17 protein-coding genes and 1 tRNA gene are annotated in these 19,303 nt (G+C 54.6%); 11 read left to right on the plus strand and 7 right to left on the minus strand.

Annotated features, from left to right (window positions below):
• Positions 1-12: 12 nt before the first annotated feature.
• From METAL_RS20890 to METAL_RS11555, 3 genes are read left to right on the plus strand one after another with little or no spacing between them, the layout of a single operon-like run.
• Positions 13-621, plus strand: a complete 609-nt coding sequence (locus METAL_RS20890) for a DUF4417 domain-containing protein (RefSeq protein ID WP_005372521.1) — start codon at positions 13-15, stop codon at positions 619-621.
• A gap of 53 nt (positions 622-674) precedes the next feature.
• On the plus strand, positions 675-1,976 hold the full coding sequence (locus tag METAL_RS11550) for a hypothetical protein (RefSeq protein ID WP_005372522.1): 1,302 nt from the start codon (positions 675-677) through the stop codon (positions 1,974-1,976).
• On the plus strand, positions 1,973-2,953 hold the full coding sequence (locus METAL_RS11555) for a phage integrase (RefSeq protein ID WP_005372523.1): 981 nt from the start codon (positions 1,973-1,975) through the stop codon (positions 2,951-2,953). Before METAL_RS11550 ends, METAL_RS11555 begins: the two co-directional genes overlap by 4 nt.
• Before the next feature lie 50 nt (positions 2,954-3,003).
• Here the strand turns inward: METAL_RS11555 and METAL_RS11560 are convergent.
• Positions 3,004-3,079: transfer RNA gene (locus METAL_RS11560), tRNA-Lys, on the minus strand.
• 116 nt (positions 3,080-3,195) lie between these two features.
• The gene (ald, locus tag METAL_RS11565; RefSeq protein WP_005372524.1) at positions 3,196-4,326 is read right to left on the minus strand and encodes an alanine dehydrogenase; all 1,131 of its coding nucleotides are present in this window, start codon (positions 4,324-4,326) and stop codon (positions 3,196-3,198) included.
• Positions 4,327-4,585: 259 nt separating this feature from the next.
• On the opposite strand from ald, the gene METAL_RS11570 reads away from it, so the two are divergent.
• Complete coding sequence (locus METAL_RS11570; RefSeq protein WP_005372525.1) at positions 4,586-6,415, plus strand: multicopper oxidase family protein; 1,830 nt, start codon at positions 4,586-4,588, stop codon at positions 6,413-6,415.
• 94 nt (positions 6,416-6,509) lie between these two features.
• Here METAL_RS11570 and METAL_RS11575 read toward each other — a convergent pair whose 3' ends face one another.
• Positions 6,510-6,809, minus strand: coding sequence for a DMT family protein (locus METAL_RS11575; RefSeq protein ID WP_425357655.1), 300 nt, complete (start codon positions 6,807-6,809; stop codon positions 6,510-6,512).
• Positions 6,810-7,040: 231 nt separating this feature from the next.
• Between METAL_RS11575 and bamJ the strand changes: the two genes are divergently transcribed.
• The 3 genes from bamJ to METAL_RS11590 all read left to right on the plus strand — a co-directional run bounded on the left by bamJ (position 7,041) and on the right by METAL_RS11590 (position 10,141).
• Positions 7,041-7,520: a BamJ family beta-barrel-assembly machinery protein gene (gene bamJ, locus METAL_RS11580; RefSeq protein WP_005372527.1), complete on the plus strand. Its 480-nt coding sequence runs from the start codon at positions 7,041-7,043 to the stop codon at positions 7,518-7,520.
• A 153-nt stretch (positions 7,521-7,673) separates the two neighbouring features.
• Positions 7,674-9,884 (plus strand): bifunctional 23S rRNA (guanine(2069)-N(7))-methyltransferase RlmK/23S rRNA (guanine(2445)-N(2))-methyltransferase RlmL, encoded by a 2,211-nt coding sequence (gene rlmKL, locus METAL_RS11585; protein WP_005372528.1) that lies wholly within the window; start codon positions 7,674-7,676, stop codon positions 9,882-9,884.
• Complete coding sequence (locus METAL_RS11590) at positions 9,872-10,141, plus strand: acylphosphatase (protein WP_005372530.1); 270 nt, start codon at positions 9,872-9,874, stop codon at positions 10,139-10,141. Before rlmKL ends, METAL_RS11590 begins: the two co-directional genes overlap by 13 nt.
• Before the next feature lie 104 nt (positions 10,142-10,245).
• Here the strand turns inward: METAL_RS11590 and lnt are convergent, their stop codons facing one another.
• Positions 10,246-11,820 (minus strand): apolipoprotein N-acyltransferase, encoded by a 1,575-nt coding sequence (gene lnt, locus METAL_RS11595; protein WP_005372531.1) that lies wholly within the window; start codon positions 11,818-11,820, stop codon positions 10,246-10,248.
• Positions 11,821-11,946: 126 nt separating this feature from the next.
• Between lnt and METAL_RS11600 the strand changes: the two genes are divergently transcribed.
• On the plus strand, positions 11,947-12,780 hold the full coding sequence (locus METAL_RS11600) for a DUF2927 domain-containing protein (RefSeq protein WP_005372532.1): 834 nt from the start codon (positions 11,947-11,949) through the stop codon (positions 12,778-12,780).
• Between the two features lie 28 nt (positions 12,781-12,808).
• Here the strand turns inward: METAL_RS11600 and METAL_RS11605 are convergent, their stop codons facing one another.
• Positions 12,809-13,591 (minus strand): ParA family protein, encoded by a 783-nt coding sequence (locus METAL_RS11605; RefSeq protein ID WP_005372533.1) that lies wholly within the window; start codon positions 13,589-13,591, stop codon positions 12,809-12,811.
• Between the two features lie 71 nt (positions 13,592-13,662).
• Positions 13,663-14,148: a zinc ribbon-containing protein gene (locus tag METAL_RS11610; RefSeq protein WP_005372534.1), complete on the minus strand. Its 486-nt coding sequence runs from the start codon at positions 14,146-14,148 to the stop codon at positions 13,663-13,665.
• Positions 14,149-14,230: 82 nt separating this feature from the next.
• On the opposite strand from METAL_RS11610, the gene leuS reads away from it, so the two are divergent.
• From leuS to holA, 3 genes are read left to right on the plus strand one after another with little or no spacing between them, the layout of a single operon-like run.
• Positions 14,231-16,714 (plus strand): leucine--tRNA ligase, encoded by a 2,484-nt coding sequence (gene leuS, locus METAL_RS11615; protein WP_005372535.1) that lies wholly within the window; start codon positions 14,231-14,233, stop codon positions 16,712-16,714.
• A complete protein-coding gene (locus METAL_RS11620; RefSeq protein WP_005372537.1) occupies positions 16,714-17,205 on the plus strand; it encodes an LPS-assembly lipoprotein LptE in 492 nt (163 codons plus the stop codon). Before leuS ends, METAL_RS11620 begins: the two co-directional genes overlap by 1 nt.
• Positions 17,206-17,207: 2 nt before the next feature.
• Entirely contained in the window at positions 17,208-18,230 is a 1,023-nt protein-coding gene (gene holA / locus METAL_RS11625) for a DNA polymerase III subunit delta (RefSeq protein ID WP_005372539.1), read from the plus strand.
• 90 nt (positions 18,231-18,320) lie between these two features.
• Here holA and METAL_RS11630 read toward each other — a convergent pair whose 3' ends face one another.
• Entirely contained in the window at positions 18,321-19,265 is a 945-nt protein-coding gene (locus METAL_RS11630; protein WP_005372541.1) for a quinoprotein relay system zinc metallohydrolase 2, read from the minus strand.
• Positions 19,266-19,303 lie beyond the last annotated feature (38 nt).

The following is a 19,303-nucleotide window of genomic DNA, read 5'->3' on the forward strand; positions in this document are numbered from 1 at the left end:
TAGAGTCCGAGCGTGAAAGATCCAGCGAATCTCAGGCGCGTAGAAGCGGCAAAAAATTTAACCGTTCCCCATCTGGATAATTGGCCGCTCATTATCAACCGCAAAAAGCAATATCCCGGCTGTGAATGGCAACGTTGGACGCATCCGGACTATACCAAGCCAAGACATACCTTTGTCGATGATTGGCGCTTAGAAACGATCTGGCGCGCACCATATTATCAGGTTGACCGGGTTATCTTGGCTCGATGGGCAATGACGCCAGACTTCACTATCGAAACCTATCATTCGTACTATTTCACCGCTTGGCAGATATACCGCTCTCGGCTGATCGGTGCTTACTGGCAACAGCACTTAATCCATGTCATACCGGTTTTACAGTGGGGAAACCCTGAATACCTTGACCTGACCTTAGCCGGCCTGCGTCATTGTCAAATCGTCGCTGTACGCTCCCCTACGCGCCATTCAGAACGGGAATGGTTCAAGGTGGCTGAAAGGATAAATCACGCGCTACCGGGGCGTCTGGTGCTGCACTTTGGCAAAAAAGATGGGTTGTCGGTTTGGGATAACGCTTTGCATTTAAGACTCGATCCTGATCAGCGCAACCGAAAGACGGCCATGTAGCACGTCTCAAATATATAAATAGACAATCACATAAAGACACAAAGGGTAACACGATGTCAGTTAGCAAATTATTTGATCGTTTCTTTCGAAACCCAAAAGGTGAGTTGGAAGCCAATCCGAACGGTAACATCTTTCTGAAAAATAAAACTCAGTGGAATTCCGATCAGGTTCGCGTTCTTCATGCCGGCGTCGATACCGTAAAGCATATTTACGGTGGTTTGATTGACCATGAGGTTTACCAGCAAATCAAAGATCGGTTTGCCGTTGGCTATGGTCAATTCTTCGACCTGGTCGGTGCTGGCGGTGAACTCGTGCCGTTCATGGTATCCAGCGGCAAAAAGGGCGGTTATCGTTATACCCTGCTGAATCAGGATCTCGGTGTCATTATCCTGATCGGCTCCGTTTACGCGCAAGAAAACTTGAATGCCAGTCATTTAAAGATTGAGCTCTCCCCTCACTTGATCTTCAAGCATTCCGTTGATGAGCTTCAAATCATGATGGATGCGTTTGCAAAGCAGCTTATGACTCAAGTTCAGCCTGTCGGCGTAGCCCTGCATTTATGCTGCGATATTCAAGGCTTTGATGTGCCGAATGATCTTGATTTGCAATTGACGACCAAAGCACGCCGTAAAATATCGCGTACCGGCATGACAGAATTCAATATTTCCGATCATTCCGCTAAGTATGGCGGTGCACAATCCTTTCTTTTTGGTCGGGCTGACCAGCTTCAGTTTTCGGCTTATCGCAAAGATATACAAGCTCGTGAGGCGGATAAGATGCACTTCTGGGGTCAAGTCTGGGCTGATGCTTGCGATTCCGATTTAGAGCCCGTGTATTGTGCTGATGAGGCCGTCTGGCGTTTTGAAATGCGTTTTCACCATACCATCATTGATGAATTGGCCCGTGAGCAGGACGTTGAAATAAAGAGCTTCAGGCAGGCAATGTCCTATATCCGGGGGCTTTGGCAATACGCCATGTTAAAAAGCTATCGCCTGGATTTATCCAAAGATATGATTCATCCGGCTTGGCAATTCATGGCTGAATCAATTCATGTTCGGGCCAATGAACATGCACCGATCTTTACCAAACGCGCTAAAAAAAAGCCTGGGGAAGGCAATCAAAAAAACGTGTGCTTAGCCTACGGTAACTTGATCAGCATCTATGCAAGAAACCGCTACCCTGTCCGTTACGCCTTGCGTTGCCTGCGTGAATCCGGCCTATGGCGTGATCTCTTCCGCTACTTCGAGCGAAAATACGGCATCTTCGATGATTCCAGCATGGTATCGGCTTTAATCATGCGGGATGTTGAACAGCGCTTAAAAATCAAAACGGTAGGCTTTGGAATCGCCGCATGATCAAAAAGCAAGGCGATAAATGGCTGGTCGACATACAGCCTGGCGGCCGTGGCCATCGCCGTTTCCGTAAAACGTTCGATACAAAAGCTGAAGCACGTCGCTATCAAATAACGATTGAATCCAAAGCGGCTTTTGATCCGGCTTTTTCCTTGCCGAAAAAAGACCTACGCAAGCTTAGCGAATTTGTTGAACTCTGGTGGGAAAATACGGGGCAACATCTTTCCTCGGGTCTCGATACCAAGCAACGCATGATTCAAGCATCCTCTGCAATGGGTAATCCGATCATGGCTACATTCCAGCCGTGTATCTTCCTTGAATATCGTTCTAAACGGGCAAATGAAGGTGTTAAGGCGGCAACGTTAAACCGTGAGCTTCAGACGTTCAAAGCCGTTTTTAATGACCTATCTCGATCGATGCAATTTCAGGGAAAAAATCATTTCAATGCTATACGACTAATAAAGTGTCAGGACTCTGAAACTATTTTTTTGACGATCGAGCAGATAAAAAAGCTTTTTTCGTATCTTGCTAGAAGTGAATCTGATGCTTACTTGATTGCGTTGGTTTGCTTGTCTACCGGGGCGCGTTGGGGTGAAGCTCAAGGACTTCGATTAATGGATCTTGCTAATGGCATGGTGCATTACCGCCGTACGAAGTCTAAGCGTGCAAGGTCAGTACCGGTTACGAATGATTTGTATCAAAAGTTACAGGACCGCTTGCAACAAGGTCCGTTCAATGATGCCTATTCGACGTTTACTAGGCGGCTTTATGAGTCTGGTATAAAGCTACCGGAAGGCCAGAGAACGCATGTGCTTCGCCATACTTTTGCTAGTCATTACATGATGAACGGCGGTAATATTTTGGCCCTACAAAAGATTCTAGGGCATTCGTCATTGAACGTGACTATGAAGTATGCCCATCTTGCTCCCGACTATCTGAGAGAAATTTTGGAAATTAATCCGGCGTTGTCAATCCGTTGACAGTGGGCATAAAAAAAGGACTTGGTATTAACCTAAGCCCTTGATTTTGTTGGTGGGTCGTATTGGATTCGAACCAATGACAACCGCATTAAAAGTGCGATGCTCTACCGACTGAGCTAACGACCCAACAAAGATTTCAAATTCTATAACTATTTTCACCTCTTTGCAAATCTTTTTTATTTCTATTGAAATACAATAATGCTCCGAGGCACGTTATCTTAACATTATATTGATAACTGAGCTTAAATGGAAGCCCCATAATTCATCATGAGACAAGATGATGCCTCGGTATAGTCGAGACCCAAGGATTGAGCTACGGCCGCATTTGTTAAGTAGCCTTGACAAGTCGCCAGACCCGATTGCAACGGATGATCGTGGCGAAGCGCGTCGAGTCCTTCGTTCGCGAGACGCAACACGTAAGGCAAAGTAGCATTGTTCAGCGCCAGGGTACTGGTGCGCGGGACGGCACCGGGCATATTGGCGACACAATAATGAACAATGCCGTCGACTTCATAAGTCGGGTCGCTGTGAGTAGTCGGACGCGCGGTTTCGACGCAGCCTCCCTGGTCGATCGAAACATCGACGATCACCGCGCCTTTGCGCATTTTTTTTAACATATCGGCCCGAATCAGCCGCGGGGCTTTCGCACCCGGTATCAATACTGCGCCGATCACCAAGTCAGCCTCGTAAACCGCTTCTTCGATCGTATAGTTATTGCTGATACGGGTCTGCAATGGGCCGCGATAGAGATCGTCCAATGCTCTCAGTCTTTCGTAATTGACATCGAGTACGGTGGTGATGGCTCCGAAACCCACCGCGACACGGGCCGCGTTGGAACCGGCGATACCGGCGCCGAGGATCACGACGTTAGCCGGCGGAACGCCCGGAATACCCGACATCAGGATACCGCGGCCGCCGTGATTTTTTTGCAGATAGGTCGCCCCCGCCTGGGCCGCCATGCGGCCCGCCACTTCGCTCATCGGCATCAACAAAGGCAGCCTGCCGTCCGGCGTTTGCACCGTTTCGTAAGCAATGCTGGTGATGCCGCTTTGCAGAAGCGTCTCAGTCAGGACTTTGCTGGAGGCTAAATGAAGGTAGGTGAAAAGAATCATGCCCGGCTTCAAATAGCGGTATTCTTCCTCGATCGGCTCCTTGACTTTGACGACCAGCTCCGCTTTCCAGGCTTCTTCCGCATCCATCACAATTTCCGCCCCGACGGACAGATATTCAGTATCGGTAAACGAGCTGCCGATCCCGGCTCCGCTTTGAACCTTGACCTGATGGCCTTGGTGGACCAAGGCGTTAACCGAGCCGGGCGTCAAACCCACTCTGTATTCGTTGTCTTTAATCTCTTTAGGTAATCCGATCAGCATATTTGAAATGGGTGACGAATGGGGTTTTAAAAAATAGCATTTTTATGCAGGGTGAACAATAGAAGCCTCCAGAACGTACCACAAAAGAATTTATTAGGCATGAGCCGTTGAATAAACCTTCCTCACTCATCCATAATGGCGCAAGTCGTCCGGCATAGATTTTATGCTTGAATATTACCAATTCCTAATATAAACTCGATATTATCCCCCGACCTTGATTGGGGCCTTAATATAATAAAGCAAATCCTGAGGAGGAATTATGCCGAAGAGCACTCATTACAGCCGCCGTCGTTTCTTGACGCACTCGAGCCTGGGCCTGCTGGCCTTTGCCGGCATGCCGCGGATGCTTCGCGCGATGGAAGTCATGCAGGCCATGCCGAAAATTCCACCGCTCAAGGCTTCGGCAAATTTCAAGCCGGACGTCGAATTCGAACTTTACTGCCGTTCCGCTTCATTGCCGATTCTGCCGGGCAAATCCACCTTGGTTCAGCAATATACCGGCAATTTGATCAAAGGCCCCGAAGGAACGCTGGTCGGCATTCCGAACTCCTATCTGGGCCCCCTCGTTCATCTGCAGAAAGGCCAGAAGGTCCGGATCCATCTGCACAATAAATTGGCCGAACCGACCATCACGCACTGGCACGGCCTGCATGTGCCGGCCGAAATGGACGGCCATCCGCGTTACACGATCGATCCCGGCGAAACGTTCGTTTACGAATTCGAAGTGCTGAATCGGGCCTCCATGAACATCTACCATCCGCACCCGCATGAAATCACCGCCAAACAGGTCTATCACGGACTGGCCGGGGCGCTGTTCGTGCATGACGGGGAAGAAGCCGCGCTGGAACTACCGTCCGGCGAATACGAAATTCCGCTCGTGATCCAGGATCGTCGCTTCGACGACCGGAATCAACTGCTCTATGTCAGCGGGATGCATGGGATGCACGACCGGATGATGGGTTACTACGGCGACCGGATTCTGGTCAACGGCTTACCCGACTATACGGTCGACGTGGACAGCCGCGCGTATCGCCTACGGTTTTTGAACGGATCGACCGCGCGGATTTACAAACTCGGCTGGGACGACGGTACGCCGCTGACCGTTCTCGGCGTCGACGGAGGACTGCTGGAAACGCCGGAGAGCAAGCCTTACGTAATGCTGGCGCCCGGCGAACGCCTGGATGTCTGGGCCGATTTCAGCGGGCGTCCGGTCGGCTCGCAGTTGGTGATGCGCAGCCTGTCTTTTTCCGGGGTATTGCCGAAAATGATGGAGCGGATGCAGAGCCGGATGGGCGGCGATGGCCGCCATCAAATGGGCATGATGGGCGGGATGATGCACGAATCGGCCCTGCCCGTCGGCAGTGATTACCCGATCTTTACCGTGCGGATCAAACGTAAGGTCAGCGAGAGTCCGGCACTGCCCAAACAATTATCGAAAATCAACCGCTACAGCGTCGACGATACCGTCAACGCCAATAAGCCGGTGCCGATCGCCATTTCGGAAGGACATATGGCAATGCTGCTGAATGGCCGTCCTTATGCATTCGATGACGTACAGCCGAATGAGAGGATTCCGCTGAACACGGTGCAACTGATGGAAATCTTTCATGCGCATGGAGAGGGAGGCGGGCACGGCAACTCGCAGGAAAAGGGAGACATGCAGCGCGGCGGCATGGGCATGATGGGTGGTATGAACATGCATGGCGGAAACGAGGAAGGCGGTATGATGGGTATGGGACATCGCGGGGGAATGGGCCGAATGGGAGGCATGCATGGCGGCGGCCAGGGCGGAATGATGGGCATGGGCGGCGGCATGGGGATGATGATGAGCATGGCCCATCCGATCCATCTGCACGGGCAGTCGTTCCAGATCGTCAGCCGGAGCCTCGCCGCGGGCAGCGAAGATGACTATGAAACCGTGCGTCACGGCTTCATCGAAAGCGGCTGGAAAGATACCGTGTTGGTGATGCCGGGAGAGACGGTCCGGATTATCAAGCCGTTCCAGGATTTCAAGGGATTGTTCATGTACCACTGCCACAATCTCGAACACGAAGATATGGGCATGATGCGCGATTTTCTGGTCGAATAAGCCGATTGCCGTCCGGGCCGCGATTTCATACGGCCCGGACGGCATCTCAAATTATCCAGACTTCTATATCCCCACACGATGCACGCATCGGCTTTCAAGGCGTATTTCCTCGGAACATGAAATACACCGCACCGACCAGGCACAACCCGGCCCATAGATAATCCAGTTTGAGCGGCTCTTTCATGTAAAGTAGCGAAAAAGGCACAAAGATGGACAAGGTCACGACTTCCTGAATGATCTTCAACTGGCCCACCGAGAGTTGCGTATACCCGATCCGGTTGGCAGGAACCTGCAACAAGTATTCGAACAGCGCAACGCCCCAACTGAGCAACGCCGCGACGATCCAGGGTTTGTTGCCGAGATGCTTCAAGTGCGCATACCAGGCGAAGGTCATGAAAACATTACTGCACAGAAGCAGGCCGACGGTGACTACAAGGGGGAACGACATGGGAGAAAAATGACGAGATTAAAAATCAGTCTATTTTACCAGAAGCGGCAAAAGGCAAAATAACCGCCCGAAGAGCGCCAGGGTGGGACAAATTGCCGCAGGAGAAGCCCTACCGCGACCAATCGGACCTTTTTTTGTTACACTATTGCTTTCGATAATAATTAATAAGGAGATACCGTGGGTAAACTTCAAACTCAAATCATTTCACTCGTGACATTGGTGCTTGTGGGTTTAACGATTGTATCCTTGGCAAATGCAACGGATCCGGAAGAGAAGAAAGCGGAAAGCGTCGCTTTTCTGACTCAGAACGGTAAAAAGCCCAATATCATAACCACCCAAAGTGGTTTACAGTATGAAGTTTTAAAAAAGGGCACCGGCACGGTTTCGCCTTCCGCCACCGATAACGTAACCGTACATTACAAGGGTACCACCATCGACGGCAAAGAGTTTGACAGTTCCTACAGCCGCGGCGAGCCGATCACCTTTCCTTTGAACGGCGTGATCGCAGGCTGGACCGAAGGCGTCCAATTGATGAAAGAAGGCGACAAATTCCGCCTTTATATCCCCTCCGAATTGGCTTACGGCGAACGCGGCGCCGGCCCGATCGGTCCGAACGAAGCGCTGATCTTCGACGTCGAGCTGATCAAAATCCAATAATTCCTTAAGCAGAATAGACTCGGGATACGGCATTATCAAACCAAGCCGTATCCCTGCATTCTCCTCTCCCGGCCGAGTTTCGCTAGGCTGGCCCGGCCAAATCCGGATAAAATAGGCGTTTTCGCCTTTCCTTCTTACCCTACCCTATTCAACATGCCGCACTACCCGTTTTTCGCCACGACACCGAAGGCGATGGAAGCCGTTCTCTGCGAAGAACTGAAACAGTTAGGCGCGGCCAATATCAAACCGGCAATAGCCGGCGCCGCTTTCGAAGGCAATCTCGCGACCGCTTACCGCGCCTGCCTGTGGTCCAGAACCGCCAACCGCATTCTGCTGCTGCTCGGTACTTTCGAGGTCAAGAGCCAGGACGACCTTTATTACGGCGTCAAAAAAATCAACTGGTTCGAGCACATGCGGCCGGAAGACAGCTTCGCGGTCTCGTTCAGCGCAAAAAACTCCGAGGTGATTACCCATTCGCACTTCGGAGCCCTGAAGGTCAAGGATGCGATCGTCGACCAGATGCGCGCGAAATTCCACAAGCGGCCGAATATCGCGACCGACCGGCCGGACATCCGGGTCAATGTGCATCTGCAGGGCCAAAGCGCCCAGCTGAGCCTCGACCTGTCCGGCGAGAGCCTGCATCGCCGCGGCTACCGCGACATCACGATTCAGGCGCCGATCAAGGAAAACCTGGCGGCCGCGATGCTGCTGAAAAGCGGCTGGCCGGAGATTGCGAAAGCCGGCGGCACGCTGGTCGATCCGATGTGCGGATCCGGCACCCTATTGATTGAAGCTGCGATGATCGCGGGCGATTTCGCGCCGGGCCTGCTCAGGGATTACTACGGGTTTCTCGGCTGGAAACAACACGATTCTGCCTGTTGGCAGGCAATTCGCGAGGAAGCCCGGCAGCGTAAACTGGCAGGCATCGACAAACTTCCGGCGATCGTCGGCTTCGACCGTGACCGCTCTTCGATAAATGCGGCACTGACGCATATCGCGAATGCCGGCCTGCAGCACAAAATCCATGTCGAACGCCGCGATATCGGCGATGCCGAACCGGCCGCGGGCTGGCCGCCGGGCCTGGTGATCTGCAATCCGCCTTACGGCGAACGCCTCGGCGATACGCAGGAAACCGCCGATCTGTATCAACGTTTCGGCGAGATTTTGAAAGCCCGTTTCAACGGCTGGAAGGCGGCATTGATCATCAGCGACCCGGAACTGGGCTTCCGCCTCGGCATCCGCTCGCAAAAGCCGGTCACGCTTTATAACGGCGCACTCGAATGCAAGCTGCTGCGGATGAATATCGAACCCGAGGCGTTCTTCATCCCTAAGGCAAAAACGGCTGAGGAACGTATCAGCCGTGCTGTCGAAGGCAGTCAACAGCCGACCGACGATAGGGCCGGCGCCGAGATGTTCGCGAACCGTCTACAAAAGAATCTGAAAAAACTCGCCAGATGGGCCAGGCAGAATCAGGTTACCTGCTACCGCGTCTACGATGCGGACCTGCCCGAATTTGCGGTCGCGGTCGATCTTTACCAGGCCGAAGAAACCTGGGTCAACGTGCAGGAATACGAACCGCCGAAAAGCGTCGATCCGTTCAAGGCCGACCGCCGCCTGGCCGGCGTGCTGGCCGAAATTCCGAAAGTGCTGGACATGAACCGGGAAAACGTGTTCCTGAAAATCCGCCGCAAACAGAAAAATACCGATCAGTACGAGAAACACGGCGAAGCCGGCCGGTTTCATGTCGTCGAGGAAGACGGCTGCAAGTTTTGGGTCAATTTCGAAGACTATCTGGATACCGGGCTGTTTCTCGATCACCGGCCGATCCGGCTCCGGATTCAACAGGAGGCCAAGGGCAAGCGCTTTTTGAACCTGTTCGCCTATACCGGCAGCGCAACCGTGCACGCAGCGAAAGGCGGCGCGATCGCAACGACGACGGTCGACATGTCGAATACCTATATCGGTTGGGCAAAACGGAATATGGCGCTGAACCGACTCGAAGGCGCACATGAATTCATTCAGGCCGACTGCCTGGAATGGCTGGCTCAAGAAGCCGCGCAGCCCTATTGCCGCCAATACGATCTGATCTTTCTCGACCCGCCGACCTTTTCCAATTCGAAGCGGATGGAAACCGTATTCGACATCCAGAAAGATCACGTGCAATTAATCGCTCAGGCTGCAACGCTTCTGGATGCAAAGGGCGTATTATATTTTTCGACCAATTTCCGGCGTTTCAAAATGGATCATGAAGCGCTGCCCGGTTTGCATATTCAAGACATTAGCGCGGCAACCGTCCCGGAAGATTTCGCCCGCAATCCGAAAATCCATTACTGCTGGAGAATACAAAAAACATGCACAGAGTGAAAATCGTGGTGTCCGGCCGCGTTCAGGGCGTTTATTTCCGACTGTTTACCCAGAACAAGGCCAAACATCTGGCGATCAACGGCACGGTGCAAAACCTGCCGGACGGCCGGGTCGAGATTTATGCCGAAGCCGATCCGTTGATGATCGAGAAATTCATCAAATGGTGCCGCAAAGGCCCGATCACCGCCCGCGTCGACACTATCGAAGTGACCGAACTCGAACCGGAATTCAGCTACAAGTCCTTCGATATCATCTAAAGTCCGAGGATTTGCTACGAGTTTCGTAGGGTGGATTGGATGCGCAATGCCCGTGTCCTTTCCGCTTCAACAAGCCCTTCCGCGCATCCAACCCACCTGCCGGTTCAGCTAGGCTGCCGAGGCCGAAGATACCTGCCGAACATCGGCAATATCAAGAGTACCGACCAGAGCAGCGCAGGCACCAGATAGAACCACCGTTGATAAAAAGTCGGCTCGGGATTTTTCCGGTAGCGGACTTCGTACAAGCCGCTCCAGGGCCGGTAGAGCGGAGAACGCTCCAAAATTTCGCCAGACGCCAGCGCAACGGTCGAAATGCCGGTATTGGTGACCCGCAGCACCGGAATCCGGAATTCGACGCCGCGCGCCAGCGTCATGTACATATGCTGGTAAGGCTCCTGCCAGGCGCCGTACCAGGAATCATTCGTCGCGTTCACGATGAATTCGGCGCCCCGGGCGGCCAGTTCGCGCGAGAATTCGGGAAACAGGCTTTCGTAACAGATTTGCGCGCCGATCTTGAAACCGTTCCATGCCAGCAATTCGCTGGGCCCCTTGCCGCGGGCAAATTGACCGGTTTCGGGCAGCCACTGTCGGATTTGGGGAAAGAGCCGTTCGCCCGGCACGTATTCGCCGAACGCGAGCAGGATCGTCTTGCTGTAATGCGCGGCCTGGAGTTCGCCGTCCTTGTCCAGTACGAACAACGAATTGGTCGGCAGCCGCTGCTCCAGGTCATAACCGTAAGCGCCGGTAATCAGCGGCAATTGCCTCTCGCGCAGGTATTCGCGCAATGCGGAAGGATATTCCTGGGTAATGAATTCCGGGCCGAGAATCGCCGGAAACGCGGTTTCCGGCCACAAAGCGACATCGACTTTTTTATCCCGATACTTTTCCAGCGCCTGATCGGTCAGCCGCATGTAGCGCCCGAAAATTTCTTGGCGAAACCCCTTGCCAAGTTCGGCAGCCAGCTTTTCCGAGTTTTCGATGCTGGCCTGAACCAGCAGGGCGTTGATCGACGCGTCGGGTTCAGGCAGGCGATTTTTCAACCACAGGCCGCCGAAATTGAGCAGCACGAACACCACGCTGACTAACGCCAGCAGAATTTTGCCCCGAGTGGCATGGCGCTGAACCCAAGCCCAATACAAAGGCAGATTCGCGAGCAGCGTCAGCGCGCTGAGCCCCTTGAAACCGACGATCTCGGCCCATTGAAAAACCGGCACGCCCGCACCGTACCACGAATACCCGAAATTCCAGTCGAACAGGGTCAGTGAATAAGCTTCGCAAAGCGTCGTGATGAGTGCCATCAGCGCGAGCGAAAGCTGTTCGCTCCAGCCGAAACGGTTCCTGCCCCAAAACCAGAGGCCTCCCGCCAACGGCACGAACAAATGCGCGAGCAAGGCGTACAATAGCATCCCGGCAACCGCCAAAGGCCAGGGCAAATGCGCGAACTCATGCAATAGATAGGTGACCCAGTTGAAACCGATCAGCGTGAAGACGAAGGCGGTTAACAGGCCGCCAAAAAGCACCGGCTTGAGGGAAGTCTGGCCGCTCCAGAAGCGCCATAACGGCACGAAACAAAATAAAGCGGCCCAGGGAGGAAACGGAATGTAGCTGGTACCGATCAAAATGCCGGATAATACAGGCAACAGCCAAGGCGCATGGCGCACGGCGCTAAGGTTTTTCATAGGAGTGGCGGAATATTTCGGACCGGCTTCGGGCGCCGGTATTTTACCGGATATTTCCCATGCGTGGCGGGATGATTTCTTGATTTGTGCCGGGAGCCCTTACGGCAACAACTTTTAGGACGACAGATGCAGAATAAAATTTACCGGATCATCACCTCGCTGCTGCTAAGTTTATGCCTGCTCGGCCCCACCGCCGCCGCGGCGGCACCCGCCGACCCGCTCGAAGCCTGGAAATCGCCGGGCTATCTGCTGAACAGCTTTATCAAAATCGCGATGTTCAACGAATATTCGGCCCAACCGATGGGCATCCGCAAGTGGACGGGGCCGATCGGTTATTATTTTGTGCACCGGGTCGGCGATCGGGATCTGCACGAGAGATTGGCCCGGATGCACATCGAGCAGCTCGCCGAAATTACCGGCCTGACGATGGAGCCGGCCAAAACGCCGGCAGCGGCCAATCTGCTGATCATCTTTTCGACCGAGATGCAGTTGCGGAACGACCTGCTGCAGGATTTCGGCATCCGTTCCAAACCGCAAAGAGAGGCGCTGTTCCGCGACAGCGTCTGTCTCGGCCATTTCGCTCCGGCAAAAAACGGCGCTATCGTCCGGGGAGTCGTACTCATTCCGGTCGACCGCGCCTATGCCCACGCCAAGCTGGTCGACTGCATCGTCGAAGAAATCACCCAGGTTTTGGGATTGCCGAACGATTCGGACAAGGTATTCCCTTCGATCTTCAACGACAAATCGGTCAATACCTTGCTGTCTGGACTGGATTATCTGCTGCTGAAAATGCTTTACGATCCGCGCATCAAGCCCGGCATGAATATTCAGGAAGCGGCGCCGATCCTGAAGACGATTGCCAACGAATTCGAGCGGAACGGGTGGATCAGGAACGCCGACGCCAACGTAAGAACGGGCGGGCTCTACGGATTGCTGTACGGCGGCGCAGGCGGACTTTAAGCGCCGCCCGCGGCCGATGACCCCGGCATTACGATTCGCCGTGAATCTCGGAGTGCAGCGCCTTGAACTCCTCGGTCAGTTTATGGCCCGGCACGTAATGGACCAGCGGCTGCGCCTGGCTGTGCGATTCGCGTACCTTGACCGAAGGCGAAATCATCGCGGCAAGCACCGGCAGTCCTTCGGCAATCAACTGATCGACCAGCTGGCGCGGCAGGTTCGCCTGTTTCTGGAACTGGTTGACCACGATTCCCTCGATCTCGAGGTTTTGATTGTGGTCGGTCTTCACTTCGCGAATCGTATTCATCAAAGTCAGCAGCGAATCGCGCGAAAAAGTATCGCAATCGAACGGTATCAGGCATTTGTCTGCCGCGATCAGCGCCGACTGACTGTAGAAGTTCAGCACCGGCGGCGTGTCCATGTACACCTGGTCGAAGCCTTGCAAACTTTCCAGCGCCTCCTTCAGTTTGAAAATCTTGAAGCGCGATTCGAGCTTGCTTTGTAAGGCCTCCAGCTCCGGATGCGATGGCACGATGTACAGATTCGGAAACGGCGTTTCATGAATGAAATTTTCCAGACCGGAACCCGTGCTCCCTCCGAACAGCGACAGACTCAGCGTGTCCTTGAAAAACTGCGCGAGCGTCTTTCCGCTTTCGGTGACCTTTTGACCCATCAGGTATTGCGTGGAGTTGCCCTGAACGTCCAGATCGATCACCAGAGTCCGCTTGCCTTCGACAGCACTGATCGCGGCCAGATTGCAGGTAATCGTGGATTTGCCGACCCCGCCCTTTTGATTGAAAATGACTCTGCGCATTATTTTACTCGTACCTCGAAATCCGCTGGCTGAAAGCGCCATTATAATACATTAGTCAAGCTTTTTGTTGCTTACATGCGCACGAATGTGGTTGCATGGCAAACCGGGCAAACCGGGATTTCGCTGGTGGTCTTGAACGCGATTTCCTTGCCGCAGCTGTCGCAGATGAAGGTGCCCGGGATCGTGATTTCCCCGCTCTGGTACTTGTGCATCCTGGCACGTTCTTCGATCTCGGCCAGTTGGATGCGGGTTTTGTCCGCAACGCTCAAAAAGGCGTCGAGCGCAAAGTTCTCGATCAACTCGATGTCGAATTTGAACCATTCGCCCAGCTCCTTGTCATTCTGCTCGGCAGACAAATCGCGGGCCGCACTTTCGACGTCCCGCTTCACATAGCCCGATACCTTGTCCAGCTCTTCCTTACTCAAATCGCTGGTTTTACCGGCTTTTTCGGTCGAGATCTCGAGCGCTTCGCCGAGCGTGTGTAGGGCATCGTCCATCGTCTCGTAAAGGTGCTTGACAATGTCGTTGTACGCAGCGACCCATTTGTTTTTACTCATCGTTACATCTCCTGAAAATGACACTCTTTGATTCGAGCAACTGTGGTATTCTAACGCTTTTGGCCGACAAAAGACGAGAAGGATGCAAGAAAATTACAAGCCGTTGGTTGTAGAGCAAGAAGTGCAGCGAATCTGGGAAGAAACTGGCGTATTCGGCGCCTCCGAGACTTCCCAGGGCGAAAAGTATTATTGCCTGTCGATGTTCCCCTATCCCAGCGGTAAATTACACATGGGGCACGTCCGCAACTATACCATCGGCGACGTGATCAGCCGCTACCAGCGCATGCTCGGCAAGAACGTGCTGCAGCCGATGGGCTGGGACGCGTTCGGCCTGCCGGCCGAGAATGCGGCGATGCAGCACGGCGTGCATCCCGCCGATTGGACCTACGAAAATATCGCCTACATGAAGGGCCAACTGCAGCGGCTCGGTTTCGGCTATGACTGGAACCGCGAGATCGCGACCTGCGATCCCTCATACTACCGCTGGGAGCAATGGTTCTTCCTGAAACTGCTCGAAAAAGGCCTGGTCTACAAGAAGACCGCACCGGTCAACTGGTGCCCGAACGACATGACCGTGCTCGCGAACGAGCAGGTGATCGACGGCTGCTGCTGGCGCTGCGATACCCAAGTCGAACGCAAGGAAATCGCGCAATGGTTCCTGAAGATCACCGATTATGCGGACGAACTTCTGTCCGCGCTCGAGTCGCTCGACGGCTGGCCGGAGCAGGTCAAGACGATGCAGGCGAACTGGATCGGCAAGAGCTACGGGGTCCGTTTCGCGTTCCCTTACGAACTGGACGGCAAGCGGGAGTTGTTATGGGTGTTCACCACCCGCGCCGACACGATCATGGGTGTAACCTTCTGCGCGGTCGCCCCCGAACATCCTTTGGCGGCGCGTGCCGCCCGCAATAATCCGGAACTGGCCGCGTTCATTCATGAATGCGAACAGACCGGCACCGCCGAAGCGGATATCGCGACACTCGAAAAGAAAGGCATGCCAACCGGAATCAGGGTCACCCATCCTTTGACCGGCACGCAGGTGCCGGTCTGGGTCGGCAACTATGTGCTGATGAGTTACGGCGAAGGCGCGGTGATGGCAGTACCGGCGCACGACGAACGCGATTTCCATTTCGCGCAAAGGTACCATCTGCCGACCCTCCAGGTATTGGAAAATAAAAGGCCCGGCAAGGACGACAAGCCGTTCGATACGATCACCTGGCAGGATTGGTATGCAGCGAAAGACGATTCGATGGTACTGATCAACAGCGGCAAATACGACGGTCTGACCCACAAACAGGCGATCGACACGATCGCGGGCGACCTGAAAGCCAAAGGACTTGGCGACAAGCATGTGCGCTTCCGCCTCCGCGACTGGGGCGTTTCGCGCCAGCGCTACTGGGGTGCGCCGATTCCGGTGATCTATTGCGACGACTGCGGCACCGTGCCGGTACCCGAAAAAGACCTGCCGGTCGAACTGCCGCGCGATGTGGTGCTGGACGGATCGCAATCGCCATTGGTCGCACATCCGACTTTCTCCAAAACAACCTGCCCAAGTTGCGGCAAGCCGGCCCGGCGCGAGACCGATACGTTCGATACGTTCATGGAGTCGTCCTGGTACTTCGCAAAATTCACCTGTAAGGATGCGGAGACGATGCTCGATGCCCGCGCGAACTACTGGTTGCCGGTCGACCATTACATCGGTGGGATCGAACACGCAATCCTGCACCTGCTCTACGCGCGCTTCTATAACAAGCTGTTGCGCGACGAAGGCCTACTGGCTCCCGACGAACCGTTCAAAAACCTGTTGACCCAGGGCATGGTGCTGAAGGACGGCAGCAAGATGTCGAAGTCGAAAGGCAATACGGTCGATCCGCAGGCGCTGATCGACCAATACGGCGCCGACACGGTTCGCCTGTTCATCATGTTCGCGGCGCCGCCCGAGCAGTCGCTCGAATGGTCCGACAGCGGCGTCGAAGGCGCCTTCCGCTTTTTGAAACGGCTCTGGAAGCTGGTCTACCAGCACGTCGAACCGGGCCAGCCGGCCAAAGCGCTCGACAAGGCGGCCTTGACCAAGGAACAGGTCGATTTACGCCGCCAGTTGCATCAAACGATCGCGAAAGTCAGCGACGACTTCGGCCGCCGCTTCACCTTCAATACCGCGATCGCAGCCAATATGGAACTAGTCAACAGCCTGTACAAATTCAGCGATGCCTCCGACAACGGGCGCGCCCTGCTGCAGGAAGCCTTAGAGGCGATCGTACTGATGCTGTCCCCCATCGTGCCGCATGTCTGCCATCAGCTCTGGCAGGATCTGGGACGCACCGATGCGCTGATCGGCGCCGCTTGGCCGGCGGCGGACCCGTCGGCACTGGCGCAGGATACGCTCGAAATGGTCGTACAAATCAACGGCAAACTGCGCGGCAAAATCTCGGTGCCCGCCGCCGCTTCGAATCAGGAAATCGAAGCCTTGGCGCTGAACAACAAACACATCGCGTGCTTATTGGAAAATCAGGCGGCCAAAAAAATCATCGTAGTCCCCAAAAAATTGGTGAATATCGTTATTTGATGAAGAAGCTTTTCATTGTTTTACTGGCATGTTGGTTGAGCGCCTGCGGCTATCACTTGCGTGGAACCGAACAGGCGTCGGTCAAATTCAAGAAAGTCTATATTGAAGGCGCATCGGAAGCCTTGCGGGAGCAATTCGACGAAATATTGAAATTATCGTCCACCCGCGTGGCTAAAAACGCAAAAGAGGCGGATCTGCACATCAAGGTGGACGATGAAAAATACAACCGCCGCGTCGTTTCGCTGAATTTCAGCGGCCGCTCCAACCAGCTGGAGCTGAGTTATCGCCTGAAATTTCAGCTGGCAGGCGCCGATAATGCCCCGCTGCCTTCGAACGACCCGCTCCTGATCACGCGCGAGTTTTTCAACGACCAACAGGACATTCTGGCGAAAAATAACGAAGAAGGCGTGATCCGGCGGGAAATGTACCGGCAGGCGGTGCGTTCCATCCTCGACCGCGCGAAGGCGCAAATTCAGGCTAAAGCCAAATAACCATGCGCCTGAAGCCGGAACAGACGACGCAGCATTTACGCGGCAACAAGCTCGCGCCGGTTTATCTGGTCAGCGGCGATGAGCCTCAGCAAATCGCCGAAATCACCGATGCGATCCGCAAGGCGGCACAGGAGGCCGGCTATCTGGAGCGCGAGATCTTTTCGCAGGACAGCGGCTTTTCCTGGAACGACCTGCCGGCAGCCGCGTACGCGACTTCGCTATTCGCGGACCGGAAAGTGATCGATCTCAGGCTGCCCTCCGGCTCTCCCGGCACCGAGGGCGCAAAGGTTCTGGCCGCCTATTGCGAACGCTTGCCCGAAGATACCCTGTTATTGATCACCTCCGGCAAACTGGCCACCGCTGCTCTGAAAACCCGCTGGTTTCAGGCCCTGGAACGTGTCGGCGTGTTCATTCAGGTCCGGCCGCTCGAAGGCGAGGATTTGCAGCGCTGGCTGCAGCAGCGGCTCCAACTGCGCGGGCTCAATACCGATAACGAAGGCTTGAAGTTGCTCACGGCCAGAATCGAAGGCAACCTGCTGGCCGCCGCACAGGAAATCGAAAAGCTCTACATCCTCTACGGCGCGGGATTTCTGGATGCCGTAAAGATCGCCGACGCGGTCGCGGACAGTTCGCGCTACGATGTATTCAAACTGGCCGACAGTCTGCTGGCCGGCCATCCGGGAAGAATTACCAAAATTCTGGCGGGATTGAAAGAGGAGGATGTCGCCCCTCCGGTCGTACTCTGGTCGATCACCCGGGAAGCTCGCTTGCTTTGCAAGCTCAAGCGCGAGATCGCCGCTGGCAAAAACCGGGACGCCGCGATGCAGGCGCAGCAAATCTGGGACAAGCGCAAAGCACTGGTCGGCCATGCGCTGGAACGTTTGGGCGAAACCGCTTTACACCGGATCCTGGTACTCAGCGCCAAAGCCGACCGCGAGATCAAAGGCCAGCAACCAGGCGATCCCTGGCAGAGCTTATTGCAGATCTGCCTGCTGTTTACCGCGATCGGCGGACTCCAACGGTAATTTCGTACTTTCTGCTTCAACGCCGGGACTCGAAGCGCGCGACTTCCCGAATCGACCGCTAGACTCACGAGGCGCGTTATCGGTTAGTTTTCAGTCTTCCCACTCCAGCTCCGCGAACGCGGTCGACACGTTTTTGCGGTGAAAATCCTCGAAAAGTTTCCATTCGGCTTTCGCTTCATAGCCGACCGCCTCCACTGCCTGTTCGAGAAACCCGCCATTTTTGATCCAGGCTCTCAGGTCGGTCAACAGTGTCTGCAAATAGCGTTTTTCAGGCTGCAGGCTTTGCGGCCAGTCCGTCACGATGGAGCCATGCCCGGGAATCACGACTTTGTAATTCCGGCGCTCCAGCCGGTCTATCTCCGCGAGCCATCCTTTCAAGCTGCCGTCGATCACCGGCAAATGTTCGAGAAACAGCAAATCGGCCAACCAGAGGGTATCGGTCAAAGGATCGTAAATCGACAGGTCGCTGTCGGTATGCGCAGGCTGATGGGCGGTCAGCTTCAGGATGCGTCCGCCGAGATCGACGTCGAGTTCTTTTTCGACCGCGATATCGGGGGGAATGAGGTTCCCGGACGTTAAATCGATTCCCAGCAGTTCTTTTGCCTTGGCAAGATAAAAAGGCCCGCGCGCCGCCATCGCGCGGCCGAGCAGGGAGTGCCCGACGAACTTGACGCCGTTCGCCTTGAACACGCTATTACCGTAGATATGGTCGGGATGTACATGGGTATTGATCACATAGCAGATCGGCTTGTCCGTGTGATGGCGGACCGCATTCAAAAGCGCCCTGCCCTGATCGGGATTTCCGCCTGTATCGATCACCGCGACACAGCGCTCGCCGACGATGAAGCCGATGTTCGCGATCGCGCCGTGATTCCGGGTATCCGGAATTTCATGAGGCCCTAAATGCACGTAAATTCCAGGCGCTACCTGGGTTACCGAAAGCACGGCAGCCGCCGCGGCCGGACGAATCACCGCAAGCAGGAACAATGCCGAAAGCAGCAAGGCTCGAAGCGGAGTTAGACCGCAGCTTCTCATAGGCAGACCACCTTGAGGGGTATGATAATTCGTAAGAA

The organism is Methylomicrobium album BG8 (genome assembly GCF_000214275.2).
Classification (GTDB): domain Bacteria; phylum Pseudomonadota; class Gammaproteobacteria; order Methylococcales; family Methylomonadaceae; genus Methylomicrobium; species Methylomicrobium agile.

Excerpts from the sequence above, each read along its gene's own strand:
- ald (WP_005372524.1), bottom strand. The coding sequence starts at position 4,326 with ATGCTGATCGGATTACCTAAAGAGATTAAAGACAACGAATACAGAGTG.
- lnt (WP_005372531.1), bottom strand. The coding sequence starts at position 11,820 with ATGAAAAACCTTAGCGCCGTGCGCCATGCGCCTTGGCTGTTGCCTGTA.
- METAL_RS11610 (WP_005372534.1), bottom strand. The coding sequence starts at position 14,148 with ATGAGTAAAAACAAATGGGTCGCTGCGTACAACGACATTGTCAAGCAC.
- leuS (WP_005372535.1), top strand. The coding sequence starts at position 14,231 with ATGCAAGAAAATTACAAGCCGTTGGTTGTAGAGCAAGAAGTGCAGCGA.
- METAL_RS11620 (WP_005372537.1), top strand. The coding sequence starts at position 16,714 with ATGAAGAAGCTTTTCATTGTTTTACTGGCATGTTGGTTGAGCGCCTGC.
- rlmKL (WP_005372528.1), top strand. The coding sequence starts at position 7,674 with ATGCCGCACTACCCGTTTTTCGCCACGACACCGAAGGCGATGGAAGCC.
- METAL_RS11590 (WP_005372530.1), top strand. The coding sequence starts at position 9,872 with ATGCACAGAGTGAAAATCGTGGTGTCCGGCCGCGTTCAGGGCGTTTAT.
- METAL_RS11600 (WP_005372532.1), top strand. The coding sequence starts at position 11,947 with ATGCAGAATAAAATTTACCGGATCATCACCTCGCTGCTGCTAAGTTTA.
- METAL_RS11550 (WP_005372522.1), top strand. The coding sequence starts at position 675 with ATGTCAGTTAGCAAATTATTTGATCGTTTCTTTCGAAACCCAAAAGGT.
- METAL_RS11570 (WP_005372525.1), top strand. The coding sequence starts at position 4,586 with ATGCCGAAGAGCACTCATTACAGCCGCCGTCGTTTCTTGACGCACTCG.
- METAL_RS11630 (WP_005372541.1), bottom strand. The coding sequence starts at position 19,265 with ATGAGAAGCTGCGGTCTAACTCCGCTTCGAGCCTTGCTGCTTTCGGCA.
- holA (WP_005372539.1), top strand. The coding sequence starts at position 17,208 with ATGCGCCTGAAGCCGGAACAGACGACGCAGCATTTACGCGGCAACAAG.
- METAL_RS11605 (WP_005372533.1), bottom strand. The coding sequence starts at position 13,591 with ATGCGCAGAGTCATTTTCAATCAAAAGGGCGGGGTCGGCAAATCCACG.
- METAL_RS11555 (WP_005372523.1), top strand. The coding sequence starts at position 1,973 with ATGATCAAAAAGCAAGGCGATAAATGGCTGGTCGACATACAGCCTGGC.
- METAL_RS11575 (WP_425357655.1), bottom strand. The coding sequence starts at position 6,809 with ATGACCTTCGCCTGGTATGCGCACTTGAAGCATCTCGGCAACAAACCC.